This is a genomic window from Rhodobacter sp. Har01 (assembly GCF_020564565.1).
GTDB lineage: Bacteria > Pseudomonadota > Alphaproteobacteria > Rhodobacterales > Rhodobacteraceae > Pseudogemmobacter.
The window spans coordinates 205,836-229,320 of the sequence record NZ_JAJCTD010000002.1 but is presented as its reverse complement, the minus strand read 5'-3'; the positions used below and the strand labels follow the sequence as shown (position 1 = coordinate 229,320).

Here is a 23,485-nt window from a genome sequence, read left to right as displayed (position 1 = left end):
GGGTCAGGGTTCGCGAAGGGATTCGGTCAGCCCGCGCAGCAGCGGGTCGAGGAAGAACTGCAGCACCGTGCGGGTGCCGGTCCGGATTTCCGCTGTCAGCGTCATGCCGGGCAACAGTGCCGCGCCTTGGGGCAGGGCATCGGGCGCCGTGGCCAGGGTCACCCGCGCCGGGTGGCTGGCGGCGGTGCCTGCCGCGGCGGCCAGCGTCGCCGGGCTGATGCTGTCCAGCCGTCCCGTCGCCTCGCCGTTGCGGCGCCAGGGAAAGGCGTCGATCTTGAGCGCCACGCGGTCGCCCGGGGCAACGCGGCCGACCTCGGAGGAGGGAATCTCGATCTCGGCGATCAGCGTGGCGTCGCTGGGGATCAGCGCGATCAGCGGTTCGCCCTCGGCGATCACCGCGCCCACGCCGCCGGGTGCGACCGAGATCACCACCGCATCGCGCGGCGCCAGAATGGTCGACAGCTCCATCAGCCGGTTGGCCTTGGACAGAGCGTCATCCAGCTGCGCCAACTGCAGGCGCAAGGGCGGCAGGGCCTCGGTCGCCTCTTGCCGCAGCGATAGGTCGAACTCGGCCACCTGGCCGCGGGCATCGGTCAAGGCGCGGCGAATCTCGGCCAGCCGGGCGTGATGTGCGGCCAGCTCGCCCTCGGCGGCCAGCCGGGCCGAGCGGGCGGCCAGGGCCTCGGTGGCGGGTGCCAACTGGCGGGCGGCCAGATCCTCACGGCCCGCCTCCAGCTCGCGCGCGATGGCAAGCCGGTCTTCCAGCGCCGAGGTCTGGGCCTCGAACGCCGCCAGCGTTTCCTCAAGTGCCAGGACCGCCTCGGCCAGCCGCGCTCGCCGCGCCCGGGCCACGTCGGCCCGGCTGGCCAGCACCGGCCCCTGCAAGGAGTCCTCGGCGCTGCCCTCTGCCAGCGGGGTGCCGGCCAGTTCCGCCTCAAGCCGTGCAATCCGGGCGGCAACATCGTCGCGTTCCACCTGTAGCGTAGCGCGGTCGGCGTCGGGCAGCGTCGGGTCCAGCCGGGCCAGCACCTGGCCCTCTCGCACCCGGTCGCCGGGGCGGACCAGGAGTTCGGCCAGCACTGCGCGTGCCATCGGCTTCAGCACCACCGGAGGCGCGTCGGCGGCCAGCTCGCCACTGGCGCTGACCACGATGTCCAGCGGCAGCAGCGCCGACAGGCCGACCAGCGCCGCCAGCAGCCCGGCGCTCAGCACCGGCCAGGCGCGCAACGCCCGCGGCGGCGGCTCGACGATCAGCCGGTCCAGGTCGCCCTGGAAGGCCAGCGCCTCGGGGGCCACGCGCGGCGGGCGGAAGGCGGCACTCATCCCATGTGCTCCGTCTGCGCGGCCCAAAGCTGGCGGTAGACGTCGCAGCGCGTCAGCAGCACGTCATGCGGGGCGATGTCCAGCACGCGGCCCTGGTCCATCACCACGATCCGGTCGGACCGCACCAACGACGACAGCCGGTGCGACACCACGATCACCGTGCGGCCGCGCGCGATGGCGGCCAGGTTGCGGTTCACCACCTGCTCGGATTCCGGGTCCAGTGCCGAGGTGGCTTCGTCGAAGATCAGCACCCGCGGCGCGCTCATCAGCGCCCGCGCGATGGCGATACGCTGGCGCTGCCCGCCCGAGAAATTCGACCCGCCCTCCTCGATCTTCGTCTCGAAACCCAAGGGCAGGCGGCGGATGAAATCCTCGGCCCCGGCCAGGCGGGCCGACAGCGCCACCTCCTCGGGCGCGGCGCTGGGGCGGGCCATGGCAATGTTGTCGCGGATGGTGCCGCGGAACAGCAGATTCTCCTGCAGCACGACGCCGATGTTGCGGCGCAGGTGGTCCAGGTCGATCTGGCGGATGTCCACCCCGTCCACCCGCAAGAGCCCGGTCGAGGGCGTCTCGATGCCCTGGATCAGCCGCGTCAGCGTGGTCTTGCCCGACCCCGACCGACCGACCACGCCGACAATCTCGCCCGGCTGGATGTCCAGCGAAACGCGGTCCAGCGCCGGGCTTGTGGTTCCCGGATAGCTGAAGGTCACCTGGTCAAAGGCGATCCGGCCGGTGATCTCATGCCGGGCGGGGCGATTGTGGGCGCCCTTTTCGGGACGGTGGTCCATCACGCCTTTCAGCATCCGCACCGAAAGCGCGGCCTCCTGGTATTCGTTGATCAGCCCGACGATCTGCACCAGCGGCCCCGAGACGCGGCCCGCCAGCATCAGAAACGCCACCAGCCCCCCCACCGTCAGCGCGCCGTCCAGCACCTGCACGGCGCCGTAAGCCACGACCGAGATCTGCATCAGCTTTTCCAGCCAGCCCGTCGCCGCGCCAGCCAGTGCACCTATCGCCCCCACGTCCCATTGCCGCCGCAGCGACCCGGCAAGGCTGTCTTCCCAGACCTTGCGGCGGGCGCCCTCCAGTACCAGCGACTTGACGGCGCGCATGTTGTGCAACGTCTCGACCAGATGCGCCTGCCGTTCGGCTTCGGCCGCGTAAAGCGCATTCAGGCGTTTGCGGAACACCGGCAGCAGCGCCCCGATGCAGCCCGCGATGGCCAGCGCGAAGCCCAGTACGATGGCGGTCAGCGTGGGCGAGATCATCGCCAGCAGCAGCAAGAGCAGCGGCAGAAAGGCCGCGTCCAGAACGGTCTGAAACAGCCGCCCGGTCAGAAAGGCGCGAATCTTCTCTGTCTGCTGGATGTGGCGGGTCAGCACCCCGGCCGGGATGGTCTCGAACACCGACAGCGGCAGCGACAGGAGGTGCGCGAAGGTGCGCCCGCCGACAATGGCATCGACCTTGCCGCCCGCGATCAGCATCAGGCGCTGGCGGACATAGGTGAAACCGGCGTCAAAGCTGGCCAGCACCACGAAGACGGCGGTGATGGTCCACAGCGTGTTCCAGGCCGAATGCGCGATGACCCGGTCGACGATCGACTGGAACAGGAGCGGCAGCCCGAACGAGATCAGGTTGCCCGCAAGCACCGCGACCGCCACCCCCGCCAGCGCCGCCTTCTGCGCGGCCAGGGCAGGCAGGAACCACGCCAGACCGAACGGCCGCTCGTCGCTGGCGGGCGGCGGGGCGGGCTGCACCAGCACCAGCCGGTATTGCCACAATGCCAGGAACTCGGCCCGCGGGATCAGGCGAATGCCCTCGGCCTCACGCGCGGGGTCCAGCACGGCGGCCATCGGCGCGCCGTCCTTGCTGACCACCAGGACCAGGATCAGCCAACTGTCATCGTCCAGCGGCACCAGCGCCGGGTAGGCAGTGCCCAGATCGGCCGCGGTGTCCCAGGTGCAATCCTCGATCACGCGGGTGCGGAACCCTGCCTTGCGCAGCGCCGTGACGACGCTAGTCTCCATGTCGTCGGTCAGGTCGGGCAAGTCTTCCGGGCGCAGCGCCACGCCGTGATGGCTGGCCACCAGAAAGGTGGCCCGCAGCGCGCTGAGCCTGCGGCCCTGCGCCCCCATCGCGCGCATCTGCTTCGGGTTCTCGGCGGTCATGCCGGACCCTAGCCGCAGCAGGATTAACGCGCGGTGAAGGCCGTCGCCTGGGCCGCGAAGCGTGCCAGCATTGCCGGCATCCCTGGAAGGTCGCTGTCGGTTTCTAGCCCAGCATCGGGGCGGGCGCGACCCACCAGTCGGGCTGGGCGGCCTGGATCGCCAGGGCAGCGGACCGCGCCGGGGCTTCGGTGGCGAAAAGGCCGAAGCAGGTGGCGCCCGAGCCGGACATGCGGGCGACCAGGCAACCGGCTTGCGCGGCGAGCGCGACCTTGACCCTGGCGATGACCGGGGCAAGCGCGATGGCCGGCTCTTCCAGGTCGTTGCGCTGGGTGGAAAGGAAAGCCGCAAGGGATTGCGCGTCGGGCAACGGCGGCAGGGGGGTCGGCATTGCCGGGTTGTCGCGGCGGGTCAGGGCGCGAAACACTGCCGGGGTCGAGACGGCGACACCGGGGTTGACCAGAACCAGCCAGGCGGCGGGGACTGGGACGCGCATCAATCCCTCACCCACGCCGGTCATCCGCACGGCCCGGCCGGCCAGGCAGACCGGCACGTCTGCCCCCATGTTCACCACCGCTTCCGCATCGGGCAGCGGCCGGCCCATCCGGGCCAGCGCGCGCAGCGTCGCTGCGGCGTCGGCCGAGCCGCCGCCGATGCCCGAGGCGACGGGCAGCACCTTTTCCAGCGTGACCGCGACGCCCCCGCCCATGGCACGGGCGGCCCGCAGGCACAGGTTGTCATCCGAAGCGGGCAGCGCGGCGGCTTGCGGCCCGGTGACCACGAACCCCTCGCCGGGCGAGACGCTGACGTGGTCACCCACACCTGCAAACACGACAAGGCTGTCCAGCAGGTGATAGCCATCGTCGCGCCGCCCGGTGACGTGCAGCGTGAGGTTGACCTTGGCCGGGGCGAATTCGGTCTCAGTTGCCATTTGCGGCGGCTTCGACCTCTTCCAGGGGCTTGGCGCCTTCCTCGGCCAGCACCGCATCAAGGCCGACCTCAAGCTTGCGGCGAATGCGGATGGCGTCCTTTTCCTGCGGCCCGAACGACAGCGCGCGGCGCCACTGGAATTCGGCCTCGCGCTGGCGCCCCACCGCCCAGTAGACATCGCCCAGGTGGTCGGTGACGATGGGATCGACCGGCTCCAGCAGCGAGGCTTTCTCCATCGGCGCCAGCGCATCGGCATAGCGGCCCAGGCGGAAATAGACCCAGGCCAGGCTGTCGATGATGTAGCCCGACTCCGGTTCGGCCTTGACCGCGCGTTCGATCATCGACAGCGCCTCGTCCAGGTTCACGCCGCGGTCGACAAAGCTGTAGCCAAGGTAGTTCAGCACCTGCGGCTGGTTCGGGTTCAGTTCCAGCGCCTTGCGGAAATCGGCCTCGGCCTTGTCCCAGTTCTTGAGGCTGTCCTCGCAGACGGCGCGGCTGAAGAACAGCGGCCAGTGCTCTGTCCGCACCTCGGGCAGAAGCGCGATGGCGGCGTCATAGGCCGGTATGGCCTCGGCCCAGCGCTCCTCGCGGCGAAGCATGTCGCCCAGCGCACTTTGTACCAGCACGATCTGGCCATGGCTGCGCGCCAGCACCTGAAGCGCCTCGATGGCGGCATCCTTCTTGCCAGCGGCATGAAGTGCGTCCGCGCGGCCGATCTCGGCGCTGTAATAGTTGGGGTTGTCGGGCGCGAAAGTGGCGTAGGTCTCCACCGCCAGATCGTATTGCTCAGTGTTTTCCAGCATCGCCGCGGTCAGCAGAAGCGCCTCGGCGTGGTCTGGGCGCAGGATGGTGGCAATACGGGCATGCAGCAGCGTGTAGATCGGATCGCTTTCCGAATTCAGCACGGTGGCGACCGAGAAGAACACTTCGGCAATGCCGTCTCGGGCAGTGCGGGCGGTGTCGAAGGCCAGCGGCTCGCCAGCCTTCAGCCTGGCGCGGATGCTGTCGAGGTAGGGTTCCGGCTCGGTTCCGAAGGCCTGGTCGATCAACGCCAGAGCTTCCGGATTGCGCTCCAGTTGGCTGAGAATCTGCACATGGGCCAGGATGCCGCGGCGGTTTAGGTTGATCGGCCCGGCCACCTTGCCAGAGAGGATCGCGTCAGCGCCTTCGAAATCGCCCGCCTGCGCCAGGGCCAGGGCCTTGTGATAATAGCCGAAGGCCTCGAACCCCTTGGTGGCGGCGACCTTGTCGAAATCGGCCAGCGCGTCGGACATGCGGCCTTCGCCCAGCTTGGCCCAGGCCAGCGCAAGTTCGTCAAGCAGCGGGCCGACGCTGCGGCCATTTTCGCCGGCGGCGACAAGGGCGGTGTAGTCTTCCCGCAGCGCTTCGTCCGCGACCAGCGCCATGGCGGCCACGGCGCTTTCCACGCCGCCGGCTTGCAGTCTGGCGGCGACCTGGGCCGCAAGATCCACCTTGCCGAGGCTGAGGTTGGCGAACATCGAGCCTTCCAGGATGCGAAGGTTCGACGGATCGGCCAGCGCGGCGCGGGCATACCAAGCGGCGGCCGCACGGAAATCTCCGTTGGCCTCGGCATTGCGGGCGGCAAGATAGGCACCGGGATCGCCGTCATCATCGGCCGCCTCGGCCAGCACGGCGGGCGCGGAAAGGCCCAGCGACAGGGCGGTCAGGGCGGCAGTCAGCAACAGGCGGGGCATCGGCGGGCTTCTCCTCGGGGCAGCCTTGGCCGACAAGCTAGCGGCCCCGGCGTCCACAGGCAATGCGGGCCGCCGACGCCCTTCGCCACGGCGCTGAAATCTTCGTGATGCAGCCGGCCGCGCCCTCCGTCACCTGGCAGCGCCCAAGAAATGGGCAATCGCGAGGGCATAGGCTGGAAAACGTGCAGGCCGGCCTTGCCAGCCGGCAAGGCGAAGGCTCAAGATCAGGCCATGAGCGAGACTGCGATCTTTGACGAGATGCATGGGCACGACGGTGCGCTGCGCCCGCCTTATGCCGCCTTCGATGGTTGGCTGAAGGATGAGGACGCCGCCCGGCTGCGGAAAAAGCAGCGCGAGGCGGAGGAGATCTTTCGCCTGACCGGCATCACCTTCAACGTTTATGGCCGGGCCGAGGCGGCCGAGCGGCTGATCCCCTTTGACATCATCCCGCGCATCATATCGGGCCGCGAATGGAGCCGGCTGAGCCGCGGGATCGAGCAGCGGGTGCGGGCGCTGAACGCCTTTCTGCACGACATCTATCACCGGCAGGAAATCCTGCGGGCCGGGCGGATTCCGGTCGAGATGATCGCCAAGAACGCGGTCTTTCTGCCGCAGATGATGGGCGTAGCGCCGCCGGGGGGCGTCTACACCCACATCGTCGGCATCGACATCGTGCGCACCGGCGAAGACGAATTCTTTGTGCTGGAAGACAACGCCCGGACGCCCAGCGGGGTCAGCTACATGCTGGAAAACCGCGAGACCATGCTGCAGATGTTCCCCGAACTGTTCGCCAAGAACCGCGTGCAGCCGGTGTCGAACTATCCGCAGGCGCTGCGCCGCAGCCTTGCGGCCTGCGCGCCGGCCTGTGCGGCGGATGAGCCGGTGGTGGCGGTGCTGACGCCGGGGCTGTTCAACAGCGCCTATTACGAGCACAGCTTCCTGGCCGACAAGATGGGGGTCGAGCTGGTGGAAGGCCACGACCTGCGGGTGGTGGATGGCAAGGTGGCGATGCGGACGACCCAAGGCTATCGGCCGATCGATGTGCTGTATCGCCGGGTGGACGACGATTACCTGGACCCGCTGAATTTCCGCGCCGACAGCGCCTTGGGCGTGCCGGGCATCTTTGACGTCTACCGCGGGGGCGGGATCACCATCGCCAACGCCCCCGGCACCGGGATCGCCGACGACAAGGCGATTTACAGCTACATGCCGGAAATCGTGGAATTCTACACCGGCGAAAAGGCGCTGCTGCAGAACGTGCCGACCTGGCGCTGCAACGACCCCGAGTCGCTGAAATATGTCTGCGACAACCTTTGCGACCTAGTGGTCAAGGAGGTGCATGGCTCTGGCGGCTACGGGATGCTGGTGGGGCCGACGGCCAGCAAGCGCGAGATCGCCGAGTTCCGCACCAAGCTGGAGGCGAAGCCCGCGAACTATATCGCCCAGCCGACGCTGGCGCTGTCGACGGTGCCGATCTTTACCAACGCCGGGCTGGCGCCGCGGCATGTGGACTTGCGGCCCTATGTTCTGGTGTCGCCCGAAGGGGTGACGATCACGCCAGGGGGGCTGACCCGGGTGGCGCTGAAGAAGGGGTCTCTGGTGGTGAACTCGTCGCAGGGCGGGGGCACCAAGGACACCTGGGTGCTGGACGAATGACCATGCTGGGCAAGACGGCGGGCGGGCTGTACTGGATGTTCCGCTACCTTGAGCGCAGCGAGAACACCGCGCGGCTGGTCGAGGCCGGGCAGCGCATCGCGCTGACGCGCAGCCGGTCGGACGACGAATGGCAAAGCGTGCTGATGACGGCGGCCAGCCTGAACAGCTATGGCGCCAAGTATCCCACGGTGACCAAGGAAGCCGCCATCGACTGGATGCTGCGCGACCGCGACAACCCGTCGTCGGTGCTGTCGGTGGTGGAAGCGGCGCGCAACAACGCGCGGCTGGTCCGCACCGCGCTGACGCGCGAGGTCTGGGAAAGCGTCAACGAAAGCTGGATGCAGTTGAAGGAAGCGCTGGCCCGCCGGGTGCCGGAACGCGACCTGCCGCAGGTGCTGACCGGCATCCGCCAGCGCAGCGCGCATGTGCGCGGCGCCATGGCCGGCACCATGCTGCGCAATGAGATCTACAACTTTGCCCGCATCGGCAGTTTCGTCGAACGCGCCGACAACACGGCGCGGCTCTTGGACGTGAAATATTACGTCCTGCTGCCCTCGGCCCTGTCGGTGGGGTCTTCGCTGGACAACGTGCAGTGGGAATCGCTGCTGCGGTCGGTCAGCGCCGAGGGCGGGTTCCGCATGACCCACGGCCAGACGGTGCGGCCCTTGGAAATAGCGCAGTTCCTGATCCTGGACCGGCGGATGCCGCGCAGCCTGGCCTTCTGTGTGGACAAGATCGCCGACAACCTGCGCTATCTGGCGGTTGACTACGGCGCGCGGTCGCAGACGCTGGAACTGACCGAGGCGCTGATCGAGAAGCGCCTGTCGCGGCCGATCCAGACGATCTTTGACGCCGGCCTGCATGAGTACATCCAGGATTTCCTGCGCGAGATCTTTGCCGTCGGCCGGCAATGCGAGATCGACTTCCGGTTCTCGGAGTAGACCGGATGCGCCTGCGGATCACCCATACCACGACCTACGACTATGACGCGCCGGTGCCCTATGCGCTGCAACAGGTTCGGCTGACGCCGAAGGACGGGCCGACGCAAGAGGTGCTGGCCTGGGAAACGCGGGTGACCGGGGGCCGCAAGGAGCTGTCGTTCGACGACGCGCACGGCAACCGGGTGGACCTGATCAGCTTTGAGTCCGGCACCCGCCGGATCAGCCTGGTGATCGAGGGCGAGGTGGAAAGCCGCGATACCGCGGGCGTGATCGGCGCCGAGGCCGGCTTCATGCCGCTGTGGATGTTCCTGCGGGCCACACCGCTGACCCGGCCCGGCACCGGTTGCCGGAAGATGGCCGCGCAGGTGCCGCCCGGCCCGCCGCTTGAGCGGTGTCATGCCCTGATGGCGGCGGTGCACGAAAGCCTGGCCTACGAGACCGGCGTCAGCCATGTCGGCTGGACCGCCGAGGACACCCTGGCCGCGGGCCATGGCGTCTGCCAGGACCTGGCGCATGTCTTCGTGACGGTGGCGCGGCTGCTGGGTCTGCCGGCGCGCTATGTCTCGGGCTATCTGATGATGGACGACCGGGTGGCGCAGGATGCCACCCACGCCTGGGCCGAGGCGCATCTGCCAGAACTGGGCTGGGTGGCCTTCGACCCCACGCACAACATCTGCCCCGATGCCCGCTATGTTCGCATTGCAACCGGGCTGGACTACAGCGAGGCTGCGCCTGTAACTGGCACCCGTTTCGGGCGCGCCGACGAACGGCTGTCGGTCGCGGTCGAGGTGCAGCAGATGCAGCAGTAAGGGCGGGCGATGACCTATTGCGTGGGCCTGAAGATGAACCGGGGCCTGGTGTTCATGTCGGACACAAGGACCAATGCCGGCGTCGACAACATCTCGACCTTCCGCAAGATGTTCACCTGGACCGATGACGGCGACACCGTGGTGACGCTGATGACGGCCGGCAACCTGGCCACCACGCAGGCGGTGATTTCCACCATCGACGAGCGGATGAAGGCGCCGGGCGACCGTGCGCCTTCGATTCTGGGCCTGCCGTCGATGTACCAGGTCGCCCGGCATGTCGGGCAGCTGCTGGTCGACGTGATTGCGGAACGCACCGGGGGCGGCATGAAGGGCGAATCCGCCTTCAACGCCACCATCATCCTGGGCGGGCAGGTCAAGGGATCAGAGCCGCGGCTGTTCCTGATCTATCCCGAAGGCAACTTCATCGAGGCGGGCGACGACACGCCCTTCCTGCAGATCGGCGAAACCAAGTATGGCCGGCCGATCCTGGTGCGGGCCTTTGACCCGGACATGAGCTTTGAGGCGGCGGTTAAGCTCTTGCTGGTCAGTTTCGATTCGACCATCAAGGCCAACCTTTCGGTGGGCCTGCCGCTGGACCTGCACATCTACGAACGCGACAGCCTGAAGCGTGGCATGGAGCGGCGGGTGAAGGCCGACGACGCCTATTTCCAGACCATCTCGCTGGGGTGGGGCGAGGCGCTGAAGCGCGCCTTCGACAGCCTGCCGGACATTACCTTCTAGGTTTTCGCGATGCCCGGTTTTCGGGCAGGATGCGTGAGGATTGGGCCTGGGGCGCCTGCTTTCGCGGCAACCGGGCCTTGAGGACGCCAGAGGCGCTGTCGTTGCAGGGTTCCCGGGGCAGGCTTGCCCCATGATTCATCATCCCGTCCTTGCCCTGGAACGATCGCGCGGCGTCGCCCGCGTGGAGTTTGCCTTGCGCGACGGGCGGGCGGCGCTGGCCGATCTGGCGCAGTCCAGCTCGGCCAAGGTGCTGTTGCCGCAGGGGGCGGGGGCGCCCGAGGCGGTGTTCCTCAACACCTCGGGCGGGCTGACCTCGGGCGACCGGTTGGGCTATGCGGTCGACCTTGGCGCAGGCGTGACGGCCACCGCGACAACGCAGACGGCCGAGCGGGCCTATCTGGCGCGTGACGGCGCGGCGCGGGTTGAGCTTACGGCGTCGGTCGGGGCCGGGGGGCGGCTGTGCTGGTTGCCGCAAGAGACGATTCTGTTCGAGGGCAGTCATCTGGACCGCGAGACGGTGGTCGATCTGGCGCTGGGGGCTTCGGTCGTGCTGACGGAAAGCGTGGTGCTGGGGCGCCGGGCAATGGGCGAGGCGCCCCAGCGCGCGCGGCTAAGCGACCGTCGGCGGGTGACGCTGGCGGGGCGGCCCCTGTGGGCCGAGGCGCAGCGGCTGGATGAGGGGATTCTGGCGGCCGCGGGTCGCCCGGCGGGGCTGGGGCCGAACGTGGCCTTTGCGGTGGTGGCGTTTTGCGGCGCGGGGGCCGAGGCGGCAGTGCCGGGTCTGCGCGAGGTGGCGGTGCCTGATGGCGTGCAGGCCGCCGTCACCGGCTGGAACGGGCGCTGCCTGGCCCGGGCGATGGCGCGCGACGGCTGGCCGTTGAAATTGTGGCTGGGGCGCGTGGTCGCCCGGCTGACCGGGGCGCCGCTGCCCCGCACCTGGGCGATGCAAGGGATGACCGCATGAACCTGACGCCGCGCGAGAAGGAGAAGCTGCTGGTCAGCCTGGCCGCGATGGTGGCCCGCGCCCGGCTGGCGCGGGGGGTGCGGCTGAACCACCCCGAGGCGATCGCCCTGATCACCGATTACGTGGTCGAGGGCGCCCGCGATGGCCGGTCGGTCGCCGACCTGATGCAGGCGGGGGCGCATGTCATCACCGCCGCGCAGTGCATGGAAGGCGTGCCCGAGATGATCCACTCGGTCCAGGTCGAGGCGACCTTTCCCGACGGCACCAAGCTTGTCACCGTTCACCATCCGATCCGTTGAAAGGCCGCCCATGACCCGCATCCTCCTGCCCGCCCTGCTGCTGCCCGGTGCCGCCTTCGCCCATACGGGCGACCACTCCGGCGCCGGCTGGTTCCACCTGCTGACCGAGCCGGACCATCTGGCGATGGTCGCCGCTGCGGTTGGCGCGGTCTGGCTGCTGCGCCGCTGGGTGCGGCGATGATCCCCGGCGAGGTCTTCGCGGCCCCCGGCGAGATCGTGCTGAACGATGGCGCACCGGTGACGGTGCTGATGGTGGCGAACACCGGCGACCGGCCGGTGCAGGTGGGCAGCCACTACCACTTTGCCGAGACCAACCCCGGGCTGGCCTTTGACCGGGTGGCGGCGCGCGGCCAGCGGCTGGATATCCCAGCCGGCACCGCCGTCCGCTTCGAACCGGGCCAGACCCGCGAGGTGCGGCTGGTGCCTTTGGCCGGCGCGCGGCGGGTGTTCGGCTTCAACGCGCAGGTGATGGGAGAGCTTTGAGATGCCTGCACGGATTTCCCGCGCCGACTATGCGCTGATGTTCGGCCCCACCACGGGGGACCGCGTGCGGCTGGGCGACACCGATCTGATCATCGAAGTCGAGCGCGACTTCACCACCTATGGCGAGGAGGTGAAGTTCGGCGGCGGCAAGGTCATCCGTGACGGGATGGGGCAAAGCCAGGTCTCCCGCGCCGGCGGAGCGATGGACACGGTCATCACCAATGCGCTGGTGCTGGACCACAGCGGCATCTTCAAGGCCGACATCGGGTTGCGCGACGGCCGCATCGCCGGGATCGGCAAGGCCGGGAACCCGGACACCCAGCCGGGCGTGACGATCATCATCGGGCCGGGGACCGAGATCATCGCGGGCGAGGGGCGCATCGTCACCGCCGGCGGCATGGACGCGCATATCCACTTCATCGCGCCGGGGCAGATCGAGGATGCGCTGCATTCCGGCATCACCACCATGCTGGGCGGAGGCACCGGCCCGGCGCATGGCACCCTGGCCACCACCTGCACCCCCGGCCCCTGGCATCTGGGCCGGATGCTGCAGGCGCTGGATGCCTTCCCGATCAACTTCGGCCTGTCGGGCAAGGGCAATGCCAGCCAGCCCGAGGCGCTGGTGGAAATGGTGCGCGGCGGGGCCTGCGCGCTGAAGCTGCATGAGGACTGGGGGACCACGCCCGCCGCCATCGACTGCTGCCTGTCGGTGGCCGACGAGATGGACGTGCAGGTGATGATCCACACCGACACGCTGAATGAGTCCGGCTTCGTCGAGAACACCTTGGCGGCGATCAAGGGCCGCACGATCCATGCCTTCCACACCGAAGGCGCGGGCGGCGGCCATGCGCCCGACATCATCAAGGTGGTTTCGGCGCCGAACGTGATTCCGTCTTCGACCAACCCGACAATGCCCTACACGGTGAACACCATCGAAGAGCATCTCGACATGCTGATGGTCTGCCATCACCTGGACCGGCGGGTGCCGGAAGACGTGTCCTTTGCCGAAAGCCGCATCCGGCGCGAAACCATCGCGGCCGAGGATATCCTGCACGACATGGGGGCGTTCAGCATCATCTCGTCGGACAGTCAGGCCATGGGCCGGGTGGGCGAGGTGATCACCCGCACCTGGCAGACCGCGCACAAGATGAAGCAGCAGCGCGGGCGGCTGGCCGAGGAGACGGGGGACAACGACAACCTCCGCGCCCGCCGCTATTTGGCGAAATACACGATCAACCCGGCGATCGCGCAGGGGATGGCGGCCGAGATCGGCAGCGTCGCGGTGGGCAAGCGGGCCGATCTGGTGCTGTGGTCGCCGGCCTTTTTCGGCGCCAAGCCCGAGATGGTGCTGGTCGGCGGGACCATCGCGATGGCGCAGATGGGGGACACGAATGCCTCGATCCCCACGCCGCAGCCGGTGTATTCGCGGCCCATGTTCGGGGCCTTTGGCCGGTCGGTCGAGCGCGGGGCGGTGCTGTTCGTGTCGCAGGCGGCGCAGGCCGAGGGGCTTCGCGGCGCGCTGGGGCTGGCGAAGGAGACGGTGGCGGTGGCGGGCACGCGCGGCATCGGCAAGGCCGACATGGTGCTGAACAGCGCCATGCCGCAGATCGAGGTGCATCCCGAGACCTACGAGGTGCGCGCGGATGGCGAGTTGCTGACCTGCGCGCCGGCCAGCGAACTGCCGCTGGCGCAACGCTATTTCCTGTTCTGAGGCCGCGATGGGATTCCCGCTTCCCGCCCGCAAGGTGCTGCGCGCCGGAGAATGGTCGGGCCCCGTCGCGGGCCGCGTGACACTGAGCTATGATGAGCGCTTCCTGCGCCGCAAGCGGTTGGTCTGCGATGATGGCCGGGGCGTGCTGGTGGACCTGGCCGCCACCACCAGCCTTGAGGCCGGGGACGCGCTGGAGACCGACGACGGCCAGCGGATCGAGGTGGCGGCGGCGGATGAGCCGGTGGTGCAGGTGCGCGGCACGGCGCTGGCGCGGCTGGCCTGGCACATCGGCAACCGGCATACGCCCTGCCAGGTGGCGGGGGACCATCTGGTGATCCGGCAGGACCATGTGCTGGAGGCGATGCTGCTGCAACTGGGGGCGCAGCTGGTGCATGTGATCGCTCCGTTCCGGCCAGAGGGCGGGGCCTACGGGCACGGCCGGACGCTGGGGCACGACCACGGGCCGCATGGTTTTCCGCATGTATAGAGACGAAATCGTCGCGCGGCTGCGGCTGGCGCAGATGCTGTCGCCGGCCTTTCCCATCGGCGCCTTCGCGCATTCGCAGGGGCTGGAATGGGCGATCTCGTCCGGACAGGTCGGCAATTCCGACGACCTGCGGGACTGGATCGAGGCTGTGCTGACGCTGGGTTCGGCGCGGGTGGATGCGGTCTTCCTGTCGATGGCTCGGCGCCCGGGGGCTGATCTGGACGCCCTGTCGGACCTGTTCGACGCCTACCTGCCTTCGGCAGAGCGGGCGCTCGAGGCGGCCGAGCTGGGGCGGGCATTTCAGGCTCTGACAAGGCCGGAAATGGCCCCGCTGCCCTATCCGCTGGCCGTCGCCGAGGCGACCCGCGACCTGCCCTTGCCGGAAGCCGAGGTGCTGGCGCTGTTCCTGCAGGGGGTGGCGGCGCAACTGGTTTCGGTGGCCGTGCGGTTCCTGCCCTTGGGCCAGACCCAGGGGCAGCGGGTGCTGGCCCGGCTGGCGCCGCTGATCTCCGAGGTGGCCCGGGCGGCGGTGGGTGCGGGGGAAGACGAACTTTGGGCCTTTGCCCCCGGCGCCGATCTGGCGGCGATGGCGCACGAGACGATGGAGACGAGGATCTTCCGCACATGACATCCCCCAACGGCCCCTTGCGGGTGGGCATCGGCGGCCCGGTGGGTGCCGGCAAGACCACGCTGACGGAACAGCTGGCGCGGGCGCTGGGGCCGCGGTGCTCGATGGCCGTCATCACCAACGACATCTACACCCGCGAGGATGCCGAATACCTGATGCGGGCGCAGGTCCTGCCGCTGGACCGCATCCGCGGGGTGGAAACGGGGGGCTGCCCGCATACCGCGATCCGCGAGGATGCCAGCATCAACCTGGCCGCCGTGGCCGACCTGTGCCGCACGCACCCCGACCTGGACCTGATCCTGATCGAAAGCGGCGGCGACAATCTGGCGGCGACCTTCAGCCCCGAACTGGCGGACCTGACGGTCTATGTGATCGACACCGCGGCGGGGCAGGACATTCCGCGCAAGAAGGGGCCGGGGCTGGTGCGGTCCGACCTGCTGGTGGTGAACAAGACCGACCTGGCGCCGCATGTGGGGGTGGACCTCGCGCTGCTGGAAAGCGACACCCGGGCCGCAAGGGGCAGCCGGCCCTATGTTCTGGCGAACCTGCGGCGCGGGCAGGGGGTGCCCGAGATCGTGGGGCACCTGGTGCAGATGGGCGGGCTGACCCTGCGGGACCAGGCTTAGGCCTGCAACCAGCGGATCAGGGTCTGCAACGGGCGGGCGGGGTCGCGCAGGTGGGGCCAGACCAGGAAATAGGTGCCCTCGGCAGGGGAATAGTTGGGGTAGGCCGGCACCAGACGGCCGCGGCGGAATTCGGCCTCGGCCAGGAAGTCGGGCAGCAGCGCGACGCCGAAGCCCAGTGCCGCGGCCTCGGCCATCTGGGCGAACTGGTCGAACAGCATGCCGCGCAGGCGGGCGGCGGGGCTGCCGGCGCGGTCGAACCATTCCTCCCAGGCGCCGGGGCGGCTTTCCAGGTGCAATAGCGGCAGCGTCAGCAGGTCTTGCGGGGTGACGGGGCCGTTCGGCACCAGCATTGGCGCGCAGGCCGGGATCACACGCTCGCCCGCCAGTTCCAGGAAATCGACCCCCTGCCAGTTGCGGGCGCCGAAGTGGATGGCGGCATCCAGCTTGTCGCGGCTGAAGTCGAAGGGCGAAAGGCGGGTGGACAGGTTCACCGTGATCTCGGGGTGCGCATCGGCGAAGGCCCGCAGACGCGGGCTGAGCCAGTGAATGCCGAAGGCGGGCAGGATGCCCAGGTTCAGGGTGCTGCGCGACCCGCTGGCGCGGATCTTGAGGCTGGCGCGGGCCAGGTCGTTCAGGCAGCCGCGCACCGACTGGGCGTAGTCGGCGCCGGCGGGCGTCAGCGCCAGACCCTTGCCTTCGCGCCGGAACAGGGTGACACCGATCTGATCTTCCAGCGACCTGAGCTGGCGGCTGACGGCGGAATGCGTCAGCGACAGTTCCTGCGCGGCAGCAGTGGCGGTGCCAAGGCGTTCCACCGCCTCAAGCGCCTGCAGCGAAGCGATTGAGGGGAGGAAGCGGCGCGGCGCGATCATGTGAGTTTTCCTCCAACATAATGACGCAGAATTCGCTCATTGTTCCAGGAAATTCCAGATAGTCTGGCGAAATAGGCACACGAACGCTTGGACCTTGCCGATGACAGCCCACACCGGATCTTGCCGTGCCAGCCGGATTGCCGGGACGAGGAGTTGGCAAGTCATGCCGGCCGTGGGGGGCTGAGCGATGGACCGCTGCGAGATCGTGCATGAGAACTTCCTGCGGCGTGTGGCGGCTGGTGACTTGCCATCGGGCCGGGCGCCGGCCGGGCCGCTGAGCGCCGAGCAGGCGGTGGCGGCGTTTCGCGCCGGTTGCCTGACGCGGGTGCTTGACCGGCAAAGCCGGTCAATGCAGCGGGTGGGGCAGGGGTTCTATACCATCGGCTCTTCGGGGCATGAGGGGATGGCGGCGGTGGCGCTGGCCTTGCGACCGGGCGACATGGCCTTCCTGCACTACCGCGATGCGGCGTTCCAGATTGCCCGCGCGGGGCAGGTGCCGGGGCAGAACCCGGCCTGGGATATCCTGCTGTCGTTTGCCTCGTCCTGCGAAGACCCGATCTCGGGCGGGCGGCACAAGGTGCTGGGGTCGCGCGCCTTGATGATTCCGCCGCAGACCTCGACCATCGCCTCGCACCTGCCCAAGGCGGTGGGGGCGGCCTATGCGGTGGGCGCGGCGCGGCGGCACCGGCCGGAGCACGCGCTGCTGGCCGACGCCTCGGTGGTGCTGTGCAGCTTTGGCGATGCCAGCGCGAACCACTCTACCGCACAGGGGGCGTTCAATACGGCGGGCTGGACCAGCTACCAGTCGGTATCGCTGCCGCTGCTGTTCGTGTGTGAGGATAACGGCATCGGCATTTCGACCAAGACACCGAAGGGCTGGATCGAGGCCGGGTTTTCCACGCGGCCGGGACTGAAGTACTATCAGGCCGACGGGTTGGACCTGTACGACACCTACCGCGTGGCGCTTGAGGCGGCGGAGTATGTCCGCACCCGCAAGAAGCCCGCCTTCCTGCATCTGCGCACCATCCGCCTGTATGGCCATGCCGGGGCGGATGTGCCGACCACCTATCTGTCGCGCGAAGAGGTCGAGGCCGAAGAGGCGCAGGACCCGCTGCTGCATGCTGTGCGGCTCTTGGCCGAGGCCGGCGTGATGCGGCCCCCCGAGGCGCTGGCGGTGTATCAAGAGACGGTTGACCGGGTGGCCCGCGTAGCGGGAGAAGCGGTGACGCGGCCGCGCCTCAAGACCGCCAAGGACGTGATGGCAAGTCTGATCCCGCCAAAGCGGCTCTGCAAAAGCACAAATGGCCCTTCGGCCGAGGCGCGGGCGGCCGCCTTCGGGGCGGACCTGAAGGCGATGGAAGAGCCGCAGATCATGTCGCGCCTGATCAACTGGGCGCTGACCGACCTGATGCTGGCGCACCCCGAAATCGTGATGATGGGCGAGGATGTCGGCCGCAAGGGCGGCGTCTATGGGGTGACGCAGAAGCTGACCGCGCGGTTCGGGCCGGACCGGATGATCGACACGCTGCTGGATGAACAATCGATCCTGGGCCTCGCCATCGGCATGGCGCAGAACGGGTTCGTGCCGATGCCGGAGATTCAGTTCCTGGCCTATCTGCACAATGCCGAGGACCAGATCCGTGGCGAAGCGGCGACGTTGCCGTTTTTCTCGAACGGGCAGTTCACCAATCCGATGGTGCTGCGGATTGCGGGGCTGGGGTATCAAAAGGGCTTCGGCGGGCATTTCCACAACGACAACTCGGTCGCCGTGCTGCGCGACATTCCGGGGGTGATCCTGGCCGTGCCTTCGAACGGCGCCGACGCGGCCCGGATGCTGCGGGAATGCGTGCGGCTGGCGCGCGAGGAGCAGCGGGTGGTGGTGTTCCTGGAACCCATTGCCCTTTACCCCATGCGCGACCTGCATGCCGACAAGGATGGCGGCTGGTTGCGGCTCTATCCCGGCCCGGATCAGGTGATTCCGTTTGGCGAGGTGGGGGTTCAGGGCGACGGCACGGATCTGGCCATCGTGACCTTCGGCAATGGCGTCTATCTGTCCAACCAGGCGCTGCCGGCGCTGGAAGCTGCGGGGATCAAGGCACGGATCGTCGATGCGCGCTGGCTATCACCCCTGCCGAAAGCGGCTCTGACAAAGGCGCTTTCGGGCTGCGAGCGCATTCTGGTGGTGGACGAGACCCGCCATTCCGGCGGCGTGGCCGAGGCGTTGATGGCGCATTTTCACGAAGCCGCGCCCGGCGCGAACCTGGCCCGGATCACCGCCGAGGACAGCTTCATCGCCACCGGCCCGGCCTATGCGGCCACGATGCCATCGAAGGACAGCATCGCCGCCGCCGCGCTGGAGCTGTGCAAATGAAGACCGCCGTGGTGATCTGCCCCGGTCGGGGCACCTACAACGCGGCCGAGTTGGGCTATCTGGGCCGGCATTTCCCCGATGCCGCCCTGCTGGTCCGGTTCGATGCCCTGCGGACCGAGGCCGGGCAGGAAACGCTGACGGCGCTGGACGGGGCGGCGAAGTTCTCGCTTTCGCAGCACAGCCGGGGCGACAATGCCAGCGGGTTGATCTTTGCGGCGTCGCTGGGGGATTTCCTGGCGCTGGACGGCGTAGAGGTAGTGGCCGTCACCGGCAATTCGATGGGCTGGTACACGGCGCTGGCCTGCGCCGGGGCGACCACGCCCGAGGACGGGTTCCGCGTCGCCAACACGATGGGCACCTTGATGCAGAAGGCACTGATCGGCGGGCAGCTGGTCTATCCCTGGATGGCCGAGGACTGGGTGCCCGACCTGGCCCGAAAGGCAGATCTTCTGGCGCTGCTGAGCAGGATCGCGACCCGACCCGACCACGCCCTGGCCTTGTCGATCGACCTGGGCGGGCTCTTGGTGCTGGCCGGGAACGAGGCGGGCCTCAGCGCTTTCGAAGCGCAGGTTCCGCCTGTGCAGAGCCGCTTTCCGATGCGGTTGGGCAATCATGCAGCGTTTCACACGGTCTTGCAGGCGCCGGTGGCAGCGCAGGGCCGCGCCCGGCTGCCTCTGGCGCTGTTCCGGCAGCCGATGTTGCCTTTGATCGACGGACGTGGGCATGTCTGGTGGCCGGGGACCGCGCCCATCGCCGAACTGCGGGACTATACGCTGGGTTGGCAGGTCACACAGACCTACGACTTCACCGCCGCCATCCGTACCGCCGCCCGTGAATTCGCGCCGGACCTTTTCGTTGTCACCGGCCCGGGAAACACCCTTGGCGGGGCCGTGGCGCAGGCCTTGATCCTGGCGCATTGGCGCTGCATGGCCAGCAAGGCCGATTTCCAGACCCAACAGTCCACAGCCCCCGTCCTTGTCTCGATGGGGCTGCCAGACCAGCGCGGCTGCGTCACCTGACCGACCCGGAAGCATGCCATGCGGAAGCAGACGGCCCTGACTTTCGCCGGGCGGCGCTTTCGGATTCTGAATGTGGGTCCTGACACCACCCGGGCGTGCCGGGCGACAATCGCGGTCCGCGGGATGGCGTCCGTTACGAACGGGCGAGGTGCACGGCCAGGATGCCGGCCATGGTGATTGCGACGCCAAGCGCATCCCAGCGGCTGATGTCTTCGCCAAGGAGACCCGCCGCGATCAGCACGCCGAAGAACGGGTTGAGGAAATGGAACGTCGAGGCGCGCACCGCGCCGATCCGGCCGACCAGAGCGAACCAGATCAGTGTCGCGGCCAGGCCGGGGCCGGCGATCTGCCAACTGAACGCCGCAAGCAGCCGCCAGGTCGGCTCATACCGGAACGGCTCGGCCGCGATGGCCACCACGCCAAGCGCCGCCGCGCCGACCAGCATCTGCAGCCCGACCACCATCAGCAGGTTGTCGCCCCCGGCCGCCGCACCGCGCAGCGTCAGCGTGGCCACGGCCAGCGCCAGCGCCCCCAGCGCGCAAAGCGCCAGCCCGAGGGGATCGACCCCGCCGTGCAGCCGCGTGCCCATCGCCAGCGCCACGCCGGCGAAACCGGCGACCAGCCCCGCCACCGCGAGGCCGGACAGCTGTTGCCCGCGAAAGACCCAGCCCAGCGCCGCGACCAGCAGCGGCATGGCGGCCGCAATGATCACTGCAGCCGAGGCGGGGACCCACTGCATGGCGACGAAGTTCAGCCCAAGATAAAGCCCGTTTTGGCACAGCCCGAAGACCAGCACCAAGACCGCCTGCGCCCGGGTCAGGCGCCAGCCCTGCCCCAACGCCAGCGCCACAGCCACTGCCAACCCGCCCGAGACCAGAAAGCGCAGCGCCAGGGCGTGCAGGGGCGCTGCATCGGCGACGATGATCCGGGCGGTGGCAAAGGCCGAGGACCAGAGCACGACGAAGCCAAGGCCCATCAGCAGCGACCGACCGTCCATCGCCACCTGCCCCATGCCCGCCCCCTATGCCCCGCGCAAAGAAGAAGGGCCGCCCGAAGGCGGCCCGCATCGATTTCCGGTCCGAAAACCTGTCAGGTCAGCCGTTCGCCAGATCCTTGAGCGTCTTGGCGATGGCGAACTTGACCTGCTTGTCGGCCGGCTTGGTCATCGTTTCGCCGGTGGCGGGGTTGCGCACCTGGCGTTCGGGGCGGGCCTTGCAGACCACCTTGCCCAGACCCGGCAGCGCGACGGCACCGCCCGAGGCGACTTCCTTGGCGACGACGGCCGCCACGGCATCCAGCGCCGAGGAAGCGGTCTTGCGGTCCGATCCCATGGCCTCGGCCACTGCGGCGACGAGCTGGGTCTTGGTCATCGGCTTGGACATTGTTGTGTTCCCCTTGTTGTTCCGCATGTCTCGGGGCCCGCCGGTTCGCGGGCTGTCCCCTGTCTCTGGGGCCGCAGCCCAAAAGCCCGCTTTCGAGGACGAAATCAAGCCCTCATTGCGGAGATTGGCCCAGAAACAGGCTGAATTGCGCGTATGTCGCGGGGTCAGAGGAAGGCGGTTTCCTCGAAGCTGCGCAACTTGCGGCTGTGGATGCGTTCCAGCGGCATGTCGCGCAGGCGTTCCATGGCGCGCACCCCGATCAGCAAGTGGCGGCTGACCTGGGTGCGGTAGAACTGGCTGGCCATGCCGGGCAGTTTCAGTTCTCCGTGCAGCGGCTTGTCGCTGACACACAGCAGCGTGCCATAGGGCACCCGGAAGCGAAAGCCGTTGGCGGCGATGGTGGCGGATTCCATGTCCAGCGCGACGGCGCGGGATTGCGACAGGCGGCGGACCGGGCCGGACTGGTCGCGCAGCTCCCAGTTGCGGTTGTCGATGGTGGCGACGGTGCCGGTGCGCATGATGCGCTTCAGCTCGAACCCTTCCAGCTGGGTGACCTCCTCGACCGCGTCTTCCAGCGCGATCTGGATTTCCGCCAGCGCCGGGATCGGCACCCAGACCGGCAGGTCGTCGTCCAGCACGTGGTCCTCGCGCAGGTAGGCGTGGGCAAGGACGAAGTCTCCCAGCGCCTGGGTGTTGCGCAGGCCGGCGCAGTGGCCGACCATCAGCCAGGCATGCGGACGCAACACGGCGATGTGGTCGGTCGCGGTCTTGGCGTTGGAGGGGCCGACGCCGATGTTGACCAGCGTGATGCCCTGCGAATTCGCCCGTTTCAGGTGGTAGGTCGGCATCTGCGGGGTCTTGGCCGAGGGCGCCAGCACGCCGTCGGGCGTGGTGATCTGGGCATTGCCCGTGGCGACGAAGGCGGTGTAGCCCGAGTCCGGGTCGGCCAGGGCCGCACGGGCGAAGGCTTCGAATTCGTCGACGTAGAACTGGTAGTTGGTGAACAGGACGTGGTTCTGGAAATGGTCCGCGTCGGTGGCGGTGTAATGCGACAGCCGGGCAAGCGAGTAATCCACCCGTTGCGCGGTGAAGGGCGCAAGGGGCATCGACCCGTCGGAAAAGTGCGACAGGGTGCCGTTGACGATGTCGTCGTTGGTGGTGGCAAGGTCCGGCACATCGAACACGTCGCGCAGCGAGAAATCCAGCACGCCATCCTGCGGGACCGAGACGCCGGGGTTGCCGGCCACCGCGAAATGCACCGGGATGGGGGTGGTCGAGGGGCCGACGGTCAGCGGCACGCCGTGGTTCTGGATCAGCAGGCCCAGCTGCTGGATCAGGTAGTGGCGGAACAGGTCCGGCCGGGTGATCGTGGTGGCATAGGTGCCGGGCTGCGAGACGTGGCCGAAGGACAGCCGCGAGTCGATCTTGTCGAAGCTGGTGACGGTCAGGCGCACCTCGGGGTAGCAGGCGCGGATGCGGCTGGCGGGGCGGCCATGGCGCAGGGCGGCGTTGAAATGCTGCGACAGATGCGCGGTCGCCTCGGCGTACAGCTGTTCCAGCCGGGCCACGGCGGGTTCGGCCTCGGTGAAGATTTCGGTGACGGCGTGGCTAGGCAGAAGGAAAGCGGAATGGTCGTCCATCGCGGCATTTAAGCCGGAACCGGCGCGGCGGCGCAAGTGACGGCTTGATGACGTGGTCAGGCGGCGCGGAACAGCACCACCTGCGCGCGGTCTGCGGCATGGTCGGGGTCCAGCGTCGTGGCGGCGGGGCCGTAGACCTGCACCTCGATGATCTGCAGAGCGGTGATGCGGCCCTGCGCGGCCAGCGCGTCGAAGGCGCGGTCGAAGCCCTGCGCCGTCCAGACCCTGCGGTTGACCGACAGGGCGAACTGCGCGCCGGGAAGGGCAACGTCCAGAAGGCTGGGCAAGGCTTCGGGGCCGACGTGGCCGGCGGTGAAGGTGCCGGAGGAGACAAGGCCGGCGTAGCGGCGCGGCAGGGCCAGCGGACGGGTGATGTCGGCCTGCGCCAGGTGGGTGTAGAGGCCCTTGCCGGCGGCGCGCTCCAGCATCTCGGCCGAGAAGTCGGCGGCGTCGATCTCGCCCGCGAACCCCATCTCGCGCAGGGATTGGGCCAGAAGGCCGGTGCCGGCCCCGACATCCAGCACCGGGCCCTGGGCGCCGGTGGACATGTAGGCGGCGGCGACATGGGCCGGCAGGCGGTAGTCCATCGTCTCGGCAAAGCCGCCGTCATAGCGGGCGGCCCAGTCGCGGTAATAGGCCAGGCAGGCCTCGGGGCCGTTCAGTTCCAGCGCGGCTTTCAGTCCGGGGTCGGGCATGGCCGCAGGATGGCGGGACGCCAGCACG

Annotated in this window: 23 protein-coding genes; 14 read left to right on the top strand and 9 right to left on the bottom strand. The window is 68.7% G+C overall.

Going from position 1 to position 23,485, the window contains the following annotated elements:
- Window positions 1-3 precede the first annotated feature (3 nt).
- The 4 genes from LHP98_RS06870 to LHP98_RS06855 all read right to left on the bottom strand — a co-directional run bounded on the left by LHP98_RS06870 (window position 4) and on the right by LHP98_RS06855 (window position 6,133).
- Window positions 4-1,323, bottom strand: a complete 1,320-nt coding sequence (locus tag LHP98_RS06870) for an HlyD family type I secretion periplasmic adaptor subunit (protein ID WP_227251784.1) — start codon at window positions 1,321-1,323, stop codon at window positions 4-6.
- On the bottom strand, window positions 1,320-3,491 hold the full coding sequence (locus LHP98_RS06865; RefSeq protein WP_227251783.1) for a peptidase domain-containing ABC transporter: 2,172 nt from the start codon (window positions 3,489-3,491) through the stop codon (window positions 1,320-1,322). Before LHP98_RS06865 ends, LHP98_RS06870 begins: the two co-directional genes overlap by 4 nt.
- 103 nt (window positions 3,492-3,594) lie before the next feature.
- Window positions 3,595-4,419 (bottom strand): 4-(cytidine 5'-diphospho)-2-C-methyl-D-erythritol kinase, encoded by an 825-nt coding sequence (locus tag LHP98_RS06860; RefSeq protein ID WP_227251782.1) that lies wholly within the window; start codon window positions 4,417-4,419, stop codon window positions 3,595-3,597.
- Complete coding sequence (locus LHP98_RS06855) at window positions 4,409-6,133, bottom strand: tetratricopeptide repeat protein (RefSeq protein ID WP_227251781.1); 1,725 nt, start codon at window positions 6,131-6,133, stop codon at window positions 4,409-4,411. Before LHP98_RS06855 ends, LHP98_RS06860 begins: the two co-directional genes overlap by 11 nt.
- A 231-nt stretch (window positions 6,134-6,364) precedes the next feature.
- On the opposite strand from LHP98_RS06855, the gene LHP98_RS06850 reads away from it, so the two are divergent.
- The 12 genes from LHP98_RS06850 (at window position 6,365) to ureG (ending at window position 15,478) form a co-directional block, all read left to right on the top strand.
- Window positions 6,365-7,789 (top strand): circularly permuted type 2 ATP-grasp protein, encoded by a 1,425-nt coding sequence (locus LHP98_RS06850; RefSeq protein WP_227251780.1) that lies wholly within the window; start codon window positions 6,365-6,367, stop codon window positions 7,787-7,789.
- 2 nt (window positions 7,790-7,791) lie between these two features.
- Window positions 7,792-8,730 (top strand): alpha-E domain-containing protein, encoded by a 939-nt coding sequence (locus LHP98_RS06845; protein ID WP_227252073.1) that lies wholly within the window; start codon window positions 7,792-7,794, stop codon window positions 8,728-8,730.
- Window positions 8,731-8,735: 5 nt separating this feature from the next.
- Window positions 8,736-9,539, top strand: coding sequence for a transglutaminase family protein (locus LHP98_RS06840; protein ID WP_227251779.1), 804 nt, complete (start codon window positions 8,736-8,738; stop codon window positions 9,537-9,539).
- 9 nt (window positions 9,540-9,548) lie between these two features.
- A complete protein-coding gene (locus LHP98_RS06835) occupies window positions 9,549-10,280 on the top strand; it encodes a proteasome-type protease (protein ID WP_227251778.1) in 732 nt (243 codons plus the stop codon).
- Window positions 10,281-10,410: 130 nt separating this feature from the next.
- Window positions 10,411-11,244 (top strand): urease accessory protein UreD, encoded by an 834-nt coding sequence (locus tag LHP98_RS06830; protein ID WP_227251777.1) that lies wholly within the window; start codon window positions 10,411-10,413, stop codon window positions 11,242-11,244.
- Entirely contained in the window at window positions 11,241-11,543 is a 303-nt protein-coding gene (locus LHP98_RS06825; RefSeq protein ID WP_227251776.1) for an urease subunit gamma, read from the top strand. The genes LHP98_RS06830 and LHP98_RS06825 overlap by 4 nt, the downstream gene beginning before the upstream one ends.
- Before the next feature lie 10 nt (window positions 11,544-11,553).
- Window positions 11,554-11,724, top strand: coding sequence for a hypothetical protein (locus LHP98_RS06820; protein ID WP_227251775.1), 171 nt, complete (start codon window positions 11,554-11,556; stop codon window positions 11,722-11,724).
- Window positions 11,721-12,026, top strand: coding sequence for an urease subunit beta (locus LHP98_RS06815; protein ID WP_227251774.1), 306 nt, complete (start codon window positions 11,721-11,723; stop codon window positions 12,024-12,026). The genes LHP98_RS06820 and LHP98_RS06815 overlap by 4 nt, the downstream gene beginning before the upstream one ends.
- Before the next feature lies 1 nt (window position 12,027).
- Window positions 12,028-13,737: an urease subunit alpha gene (gene ureC, locus LHP98_RS06810; RefSeq protein ID WP_227251773.1), complete on the top strand. Its 1,710-nt coding sequence runs from the start codon at window positions 12,028-12,030 to the stop codon at window positions 13,735-13,737.
- A gap of 7 nt (window positions 13,738-13,744) precedes the next feature.
- The gene (ureE, locus tag LHP98_RS06805) at window positions 13,745-14,224 is read left to right on the top strand and encodes an urease accessory protein UreE (protein WP_227251772.1); all 480 of its coding nucleotides are present in this window, start codon (window positions 13,745-13,747) and stop codon (window positions 14,222-14,224) included.
- Complete coding sequence (locus tag LHP98_RS06800) at window positions 14,217-14,852, top strand: urease accessory protein UreF (RefSeq protein ID WP_227251771.1); 636 nt, start codon at window positions 14,217-14,219, stop codon at window positions 14,850-14,852. The genes ureE and LHP98_RS06800 overlap by 8 nt, the downstream gene beginning before the upstream one ends.
- Window positions 14,849-15,478, top strand: a complete 630-nt coding sequence (ureG, locus tag LHP98_RS06795; protein ID WP_227251770.1) for an urease accessory protein UreG — start codon at window positions 14,849-14,851, stop codon at window positions 15,476-15,478. The genes LHP98_RS06800 and ureG overlap by 4 nt, the downstream gene beginning before the upstream one ends.
- Here ureG and LHP98_RS06790 read toward each other — a convergent pair.
- Window positions 15,475-16,350, bottom strand: coding sequence for a LysR substrate-binding domain-containing protein (locus LHP98_RS06790; protein WP_227251769.1), 876 nt, complete (start codon window positions 16,348-16,350; stop codon window positions 15,475-15,477). The two genes, ureG and LHP98_RS06790, sit on opposite strands and share 4 nt — an antisense overlap.
- A 187-nt stretch (window positions 16,351-16,537) precedes the next feature.
- On the opposite strand from LHP98_RS06790, the gene LHP98_RS06785 reads away from it, so the two are divergent.
- A complete protein-coding gene (locus LHP98_RS06785; RefSeq protein WP_227251768.1) occupies window positions 16,538-18,721 on the top strand; it encodes a thiamine pyrophosphate-dependent enzyme in 2,184 nt (727 codons plus the stop codon).
- Complete coding sequence (locus LHP98_RS06780; RefSeq protein WP_227251767.1) at window positions 18,718-19,740, top strand: ACP S-malonyltransferase; 1,023 nt, start codon at window positions 18,718-18,720, stop codon at window positions 19,738-19,740. The genes LHP98_RS06785 and LHP98_RS06780 overlap by 4 nt, the downstream gene beginning before the upstream one ends.
- Before the next feature lie 133 nt (window positions 19,741-19,873).
- Here LHP98_RS06780 and LHP98_RS06775 read toward each other — a convergent pair whose 3' ends face one another.
- From LHP98_RS06775 to LHP98_RS06760, 4 genes are all read right to left on the bottom strand, one after another.
- On the bottom strand, window positions 19,874-20,737 hold the full coding sequence (locus tag LHP98_RS06775; protein WP_227252072.1) for a DMT family transporter: 864 nt from the start codon (window positions 20,735-20,737) through the stop codon (window positions 19,874-19,876).
- Between the two features lie 97 nt (window positions 20,738-20,834).
- The gene (locus tag LHP98_RS06770) at window positions 20,835-21,122 is read right to left on the bottom strand and encodes an HU family DNA-binding protein (protein WP_227251766.1); all 288 of its coding nucleotides are present in this window, start codon (window positions 21,120-21,122) and stop codon (window positions 20,835-20,837) included.
- A 164-nt stretch (window positions 21,123-21,286) separates the two neighbouring features.
- The gene (locus tag LHP98_RS06765; protein WP_227251765.1) at window positions 21,287-22,762 is read right to left on the bottom strand and encodes an AMP nucleosidase; all 1,476 of its coding nucleotides are present in this window, start codon (window positions 22,760-22,762) and stop codon (window positions 21,287-21,289) included.
- A 56-nt stretch (window positions 22,763-22,818) separates the two neighbouring features.
- Window positions 22,819-23,484, bottom strand: coding sequence for a class I SAM-dependent DNA methyltransferase (locus LHP98_RS06760; protein ID WP_227251764.1), 666 nt, complete (start codon window positions 23,482-23,484; stop codon window positions 22,819-22,821).
- Window position 23,485 lies beyond the last annotated feature (1 nt).

Coding starts and splice junctions, on each gene's coding strand:
- LHP98_RS06790 (WP_227251769.1), bottom strand. CDS start 16,350: ATGATCGCGCCGCGCCGCTTCCTCCCCTCAATCGCTTCGCTGCAGGCG.
- LHP98_RS06780 (WP_227251767.1), top strand. CDS start 18,718: ATGAAGACCGCCGTGGTGATCTGCCCCGGTCGGGGCACCTACAACGCG.
- LHP98_RS06765 (WP_227251765.1), bottom strand. CDS start 22,762: ATGGACGACCATTCCGCTTTCCTTCTGCCTAGCCACGCCGTCACCGAA.
- LHP98_RS06865 (WP_227251783.1), bottom strand. CDS start 3,491: ATGACCGCCGAGAACCCGAAGCAGATGCGCGCGATGGGGGCGCAGGGC.
- LHP98_RS06775 (WP_227252072.1), bottom strand. CDS start 20,737: ATGGACGGTCGGTCGCTGCTGATGGGCCTTGGCTTCGTCGTGCTCTGG.
- ureC (WP_227251773.1), top strand. CDS start 12,028: ATGCCTGCACGGATTTCCCGCGCCGACTATGCGCTGATGTTCGGCCCC.
- LHP98_RS06845 (WP_227252073.1), top strand. CDS start 7,792: ATGCTGGGCAAGACGGCGGGCGGGCTGTACTGGATGTTCCGCTACCTT.
- LHP98_RS06815 (WP_227251774.1), top strand. CDS start 11,721: ATGATCCCCGGCGAGGTCTTCGCGGCCCCCGGCGAGATCGTGCTGAAC.
- LHP98_RS06850 (WP_227251780.1), top strand. CDS start 6,365: ATGAGCGAGACTGCGATCTTTGACGAGATGCATGGGCACGACGGTGCG.
- ureG (WP_227251770.1), top strand. CDS start 14,849: ATGACATCCCCCAACGGCCCCTTGCGGGTGGGCATCGGCGGCCCGGTG.
- LHP98_RS06860 (WP_227251782.1), bottom strand. CDS start 4,419: ATGGCAACTGAGACCGAATTCGCCCCGGCCAAGGTCAACCTCACGCTG.
- LHP98_RS06785 (WP_227251768.1), top strand. CDS start 16,538: ATGGACCGCTGCGAGATCGTGCATGAGAACTTCCTGCGGCGTGTGGCG.
- LHP98_RS06770 (WP_227251766.1), bottom strand. CDS start 21,122: ATGTCCAAGCCGATGACCAAGACCCAGCTCGTCGCCGCAGTGGCCGAG.
- LHP98_RS06825 (WP_227251776.1), top strand. CDS start 11,241: ATGAACCTGACGCCGCGCGAGAAGGAGAAGCTGCTGGTCAGCCTGGCC.
- LHP98_RS06870 (WP_227251784.1), bottom strand. CDS start 1,323: ATGAGTGCCGCCTTCCGCCCGCCGCGCGTGGCCCCCGAGGCGCTGGCC.
- LHP98_RS06840 (WP_227251779.1), top strand. CDS start 8,736: ATGCGCCTGCGGATCACCCATACCACGACCTACGACTATGACGCGCCG.
- LHP98_RS06820 (WP_227251775.1), top strand. CDS start 11,554: ATGACCCGCATCCTCCTGCCCGCCCTGCTGCTGCCCGGTGCCGCCTTC.
- LHP98_RS06800 (WP_227251771.1), top strand. CDS start 14,217: ATGTATAGAGACGAAATCGTCGCGCGGCTGCGGCTGGCGCAGATGCTG.
- LHP98_RS06835 (WP_227251778.1), top strand. CDS start 9,549: ATGACCTATTGCGTGGGCCTGAAGATGAACCGGGGCCTGGTGTTCATG.
- LHP98_RS06830 (WP_227251777.1), top strand. CDS start 10,411: ATGATTCATCATCCCGTCCTTGCCCTGGAACGATCGCGCGGCGTCGCC.
- LHP98_RS06855 (WP_227251781.1), bottom strand. CDS start 6,133: ATGCCCCGCCTGTTGCTGACTGCCGCCCTGACCGCCCTGTCGCTGGGC.
- ureE (WP_227251772.1), top strand. CDS start 13,745: ATGGGATTCCCGCTTCCCGCCCGCAAGGTGCTGCGCGCCGGAGAATGG.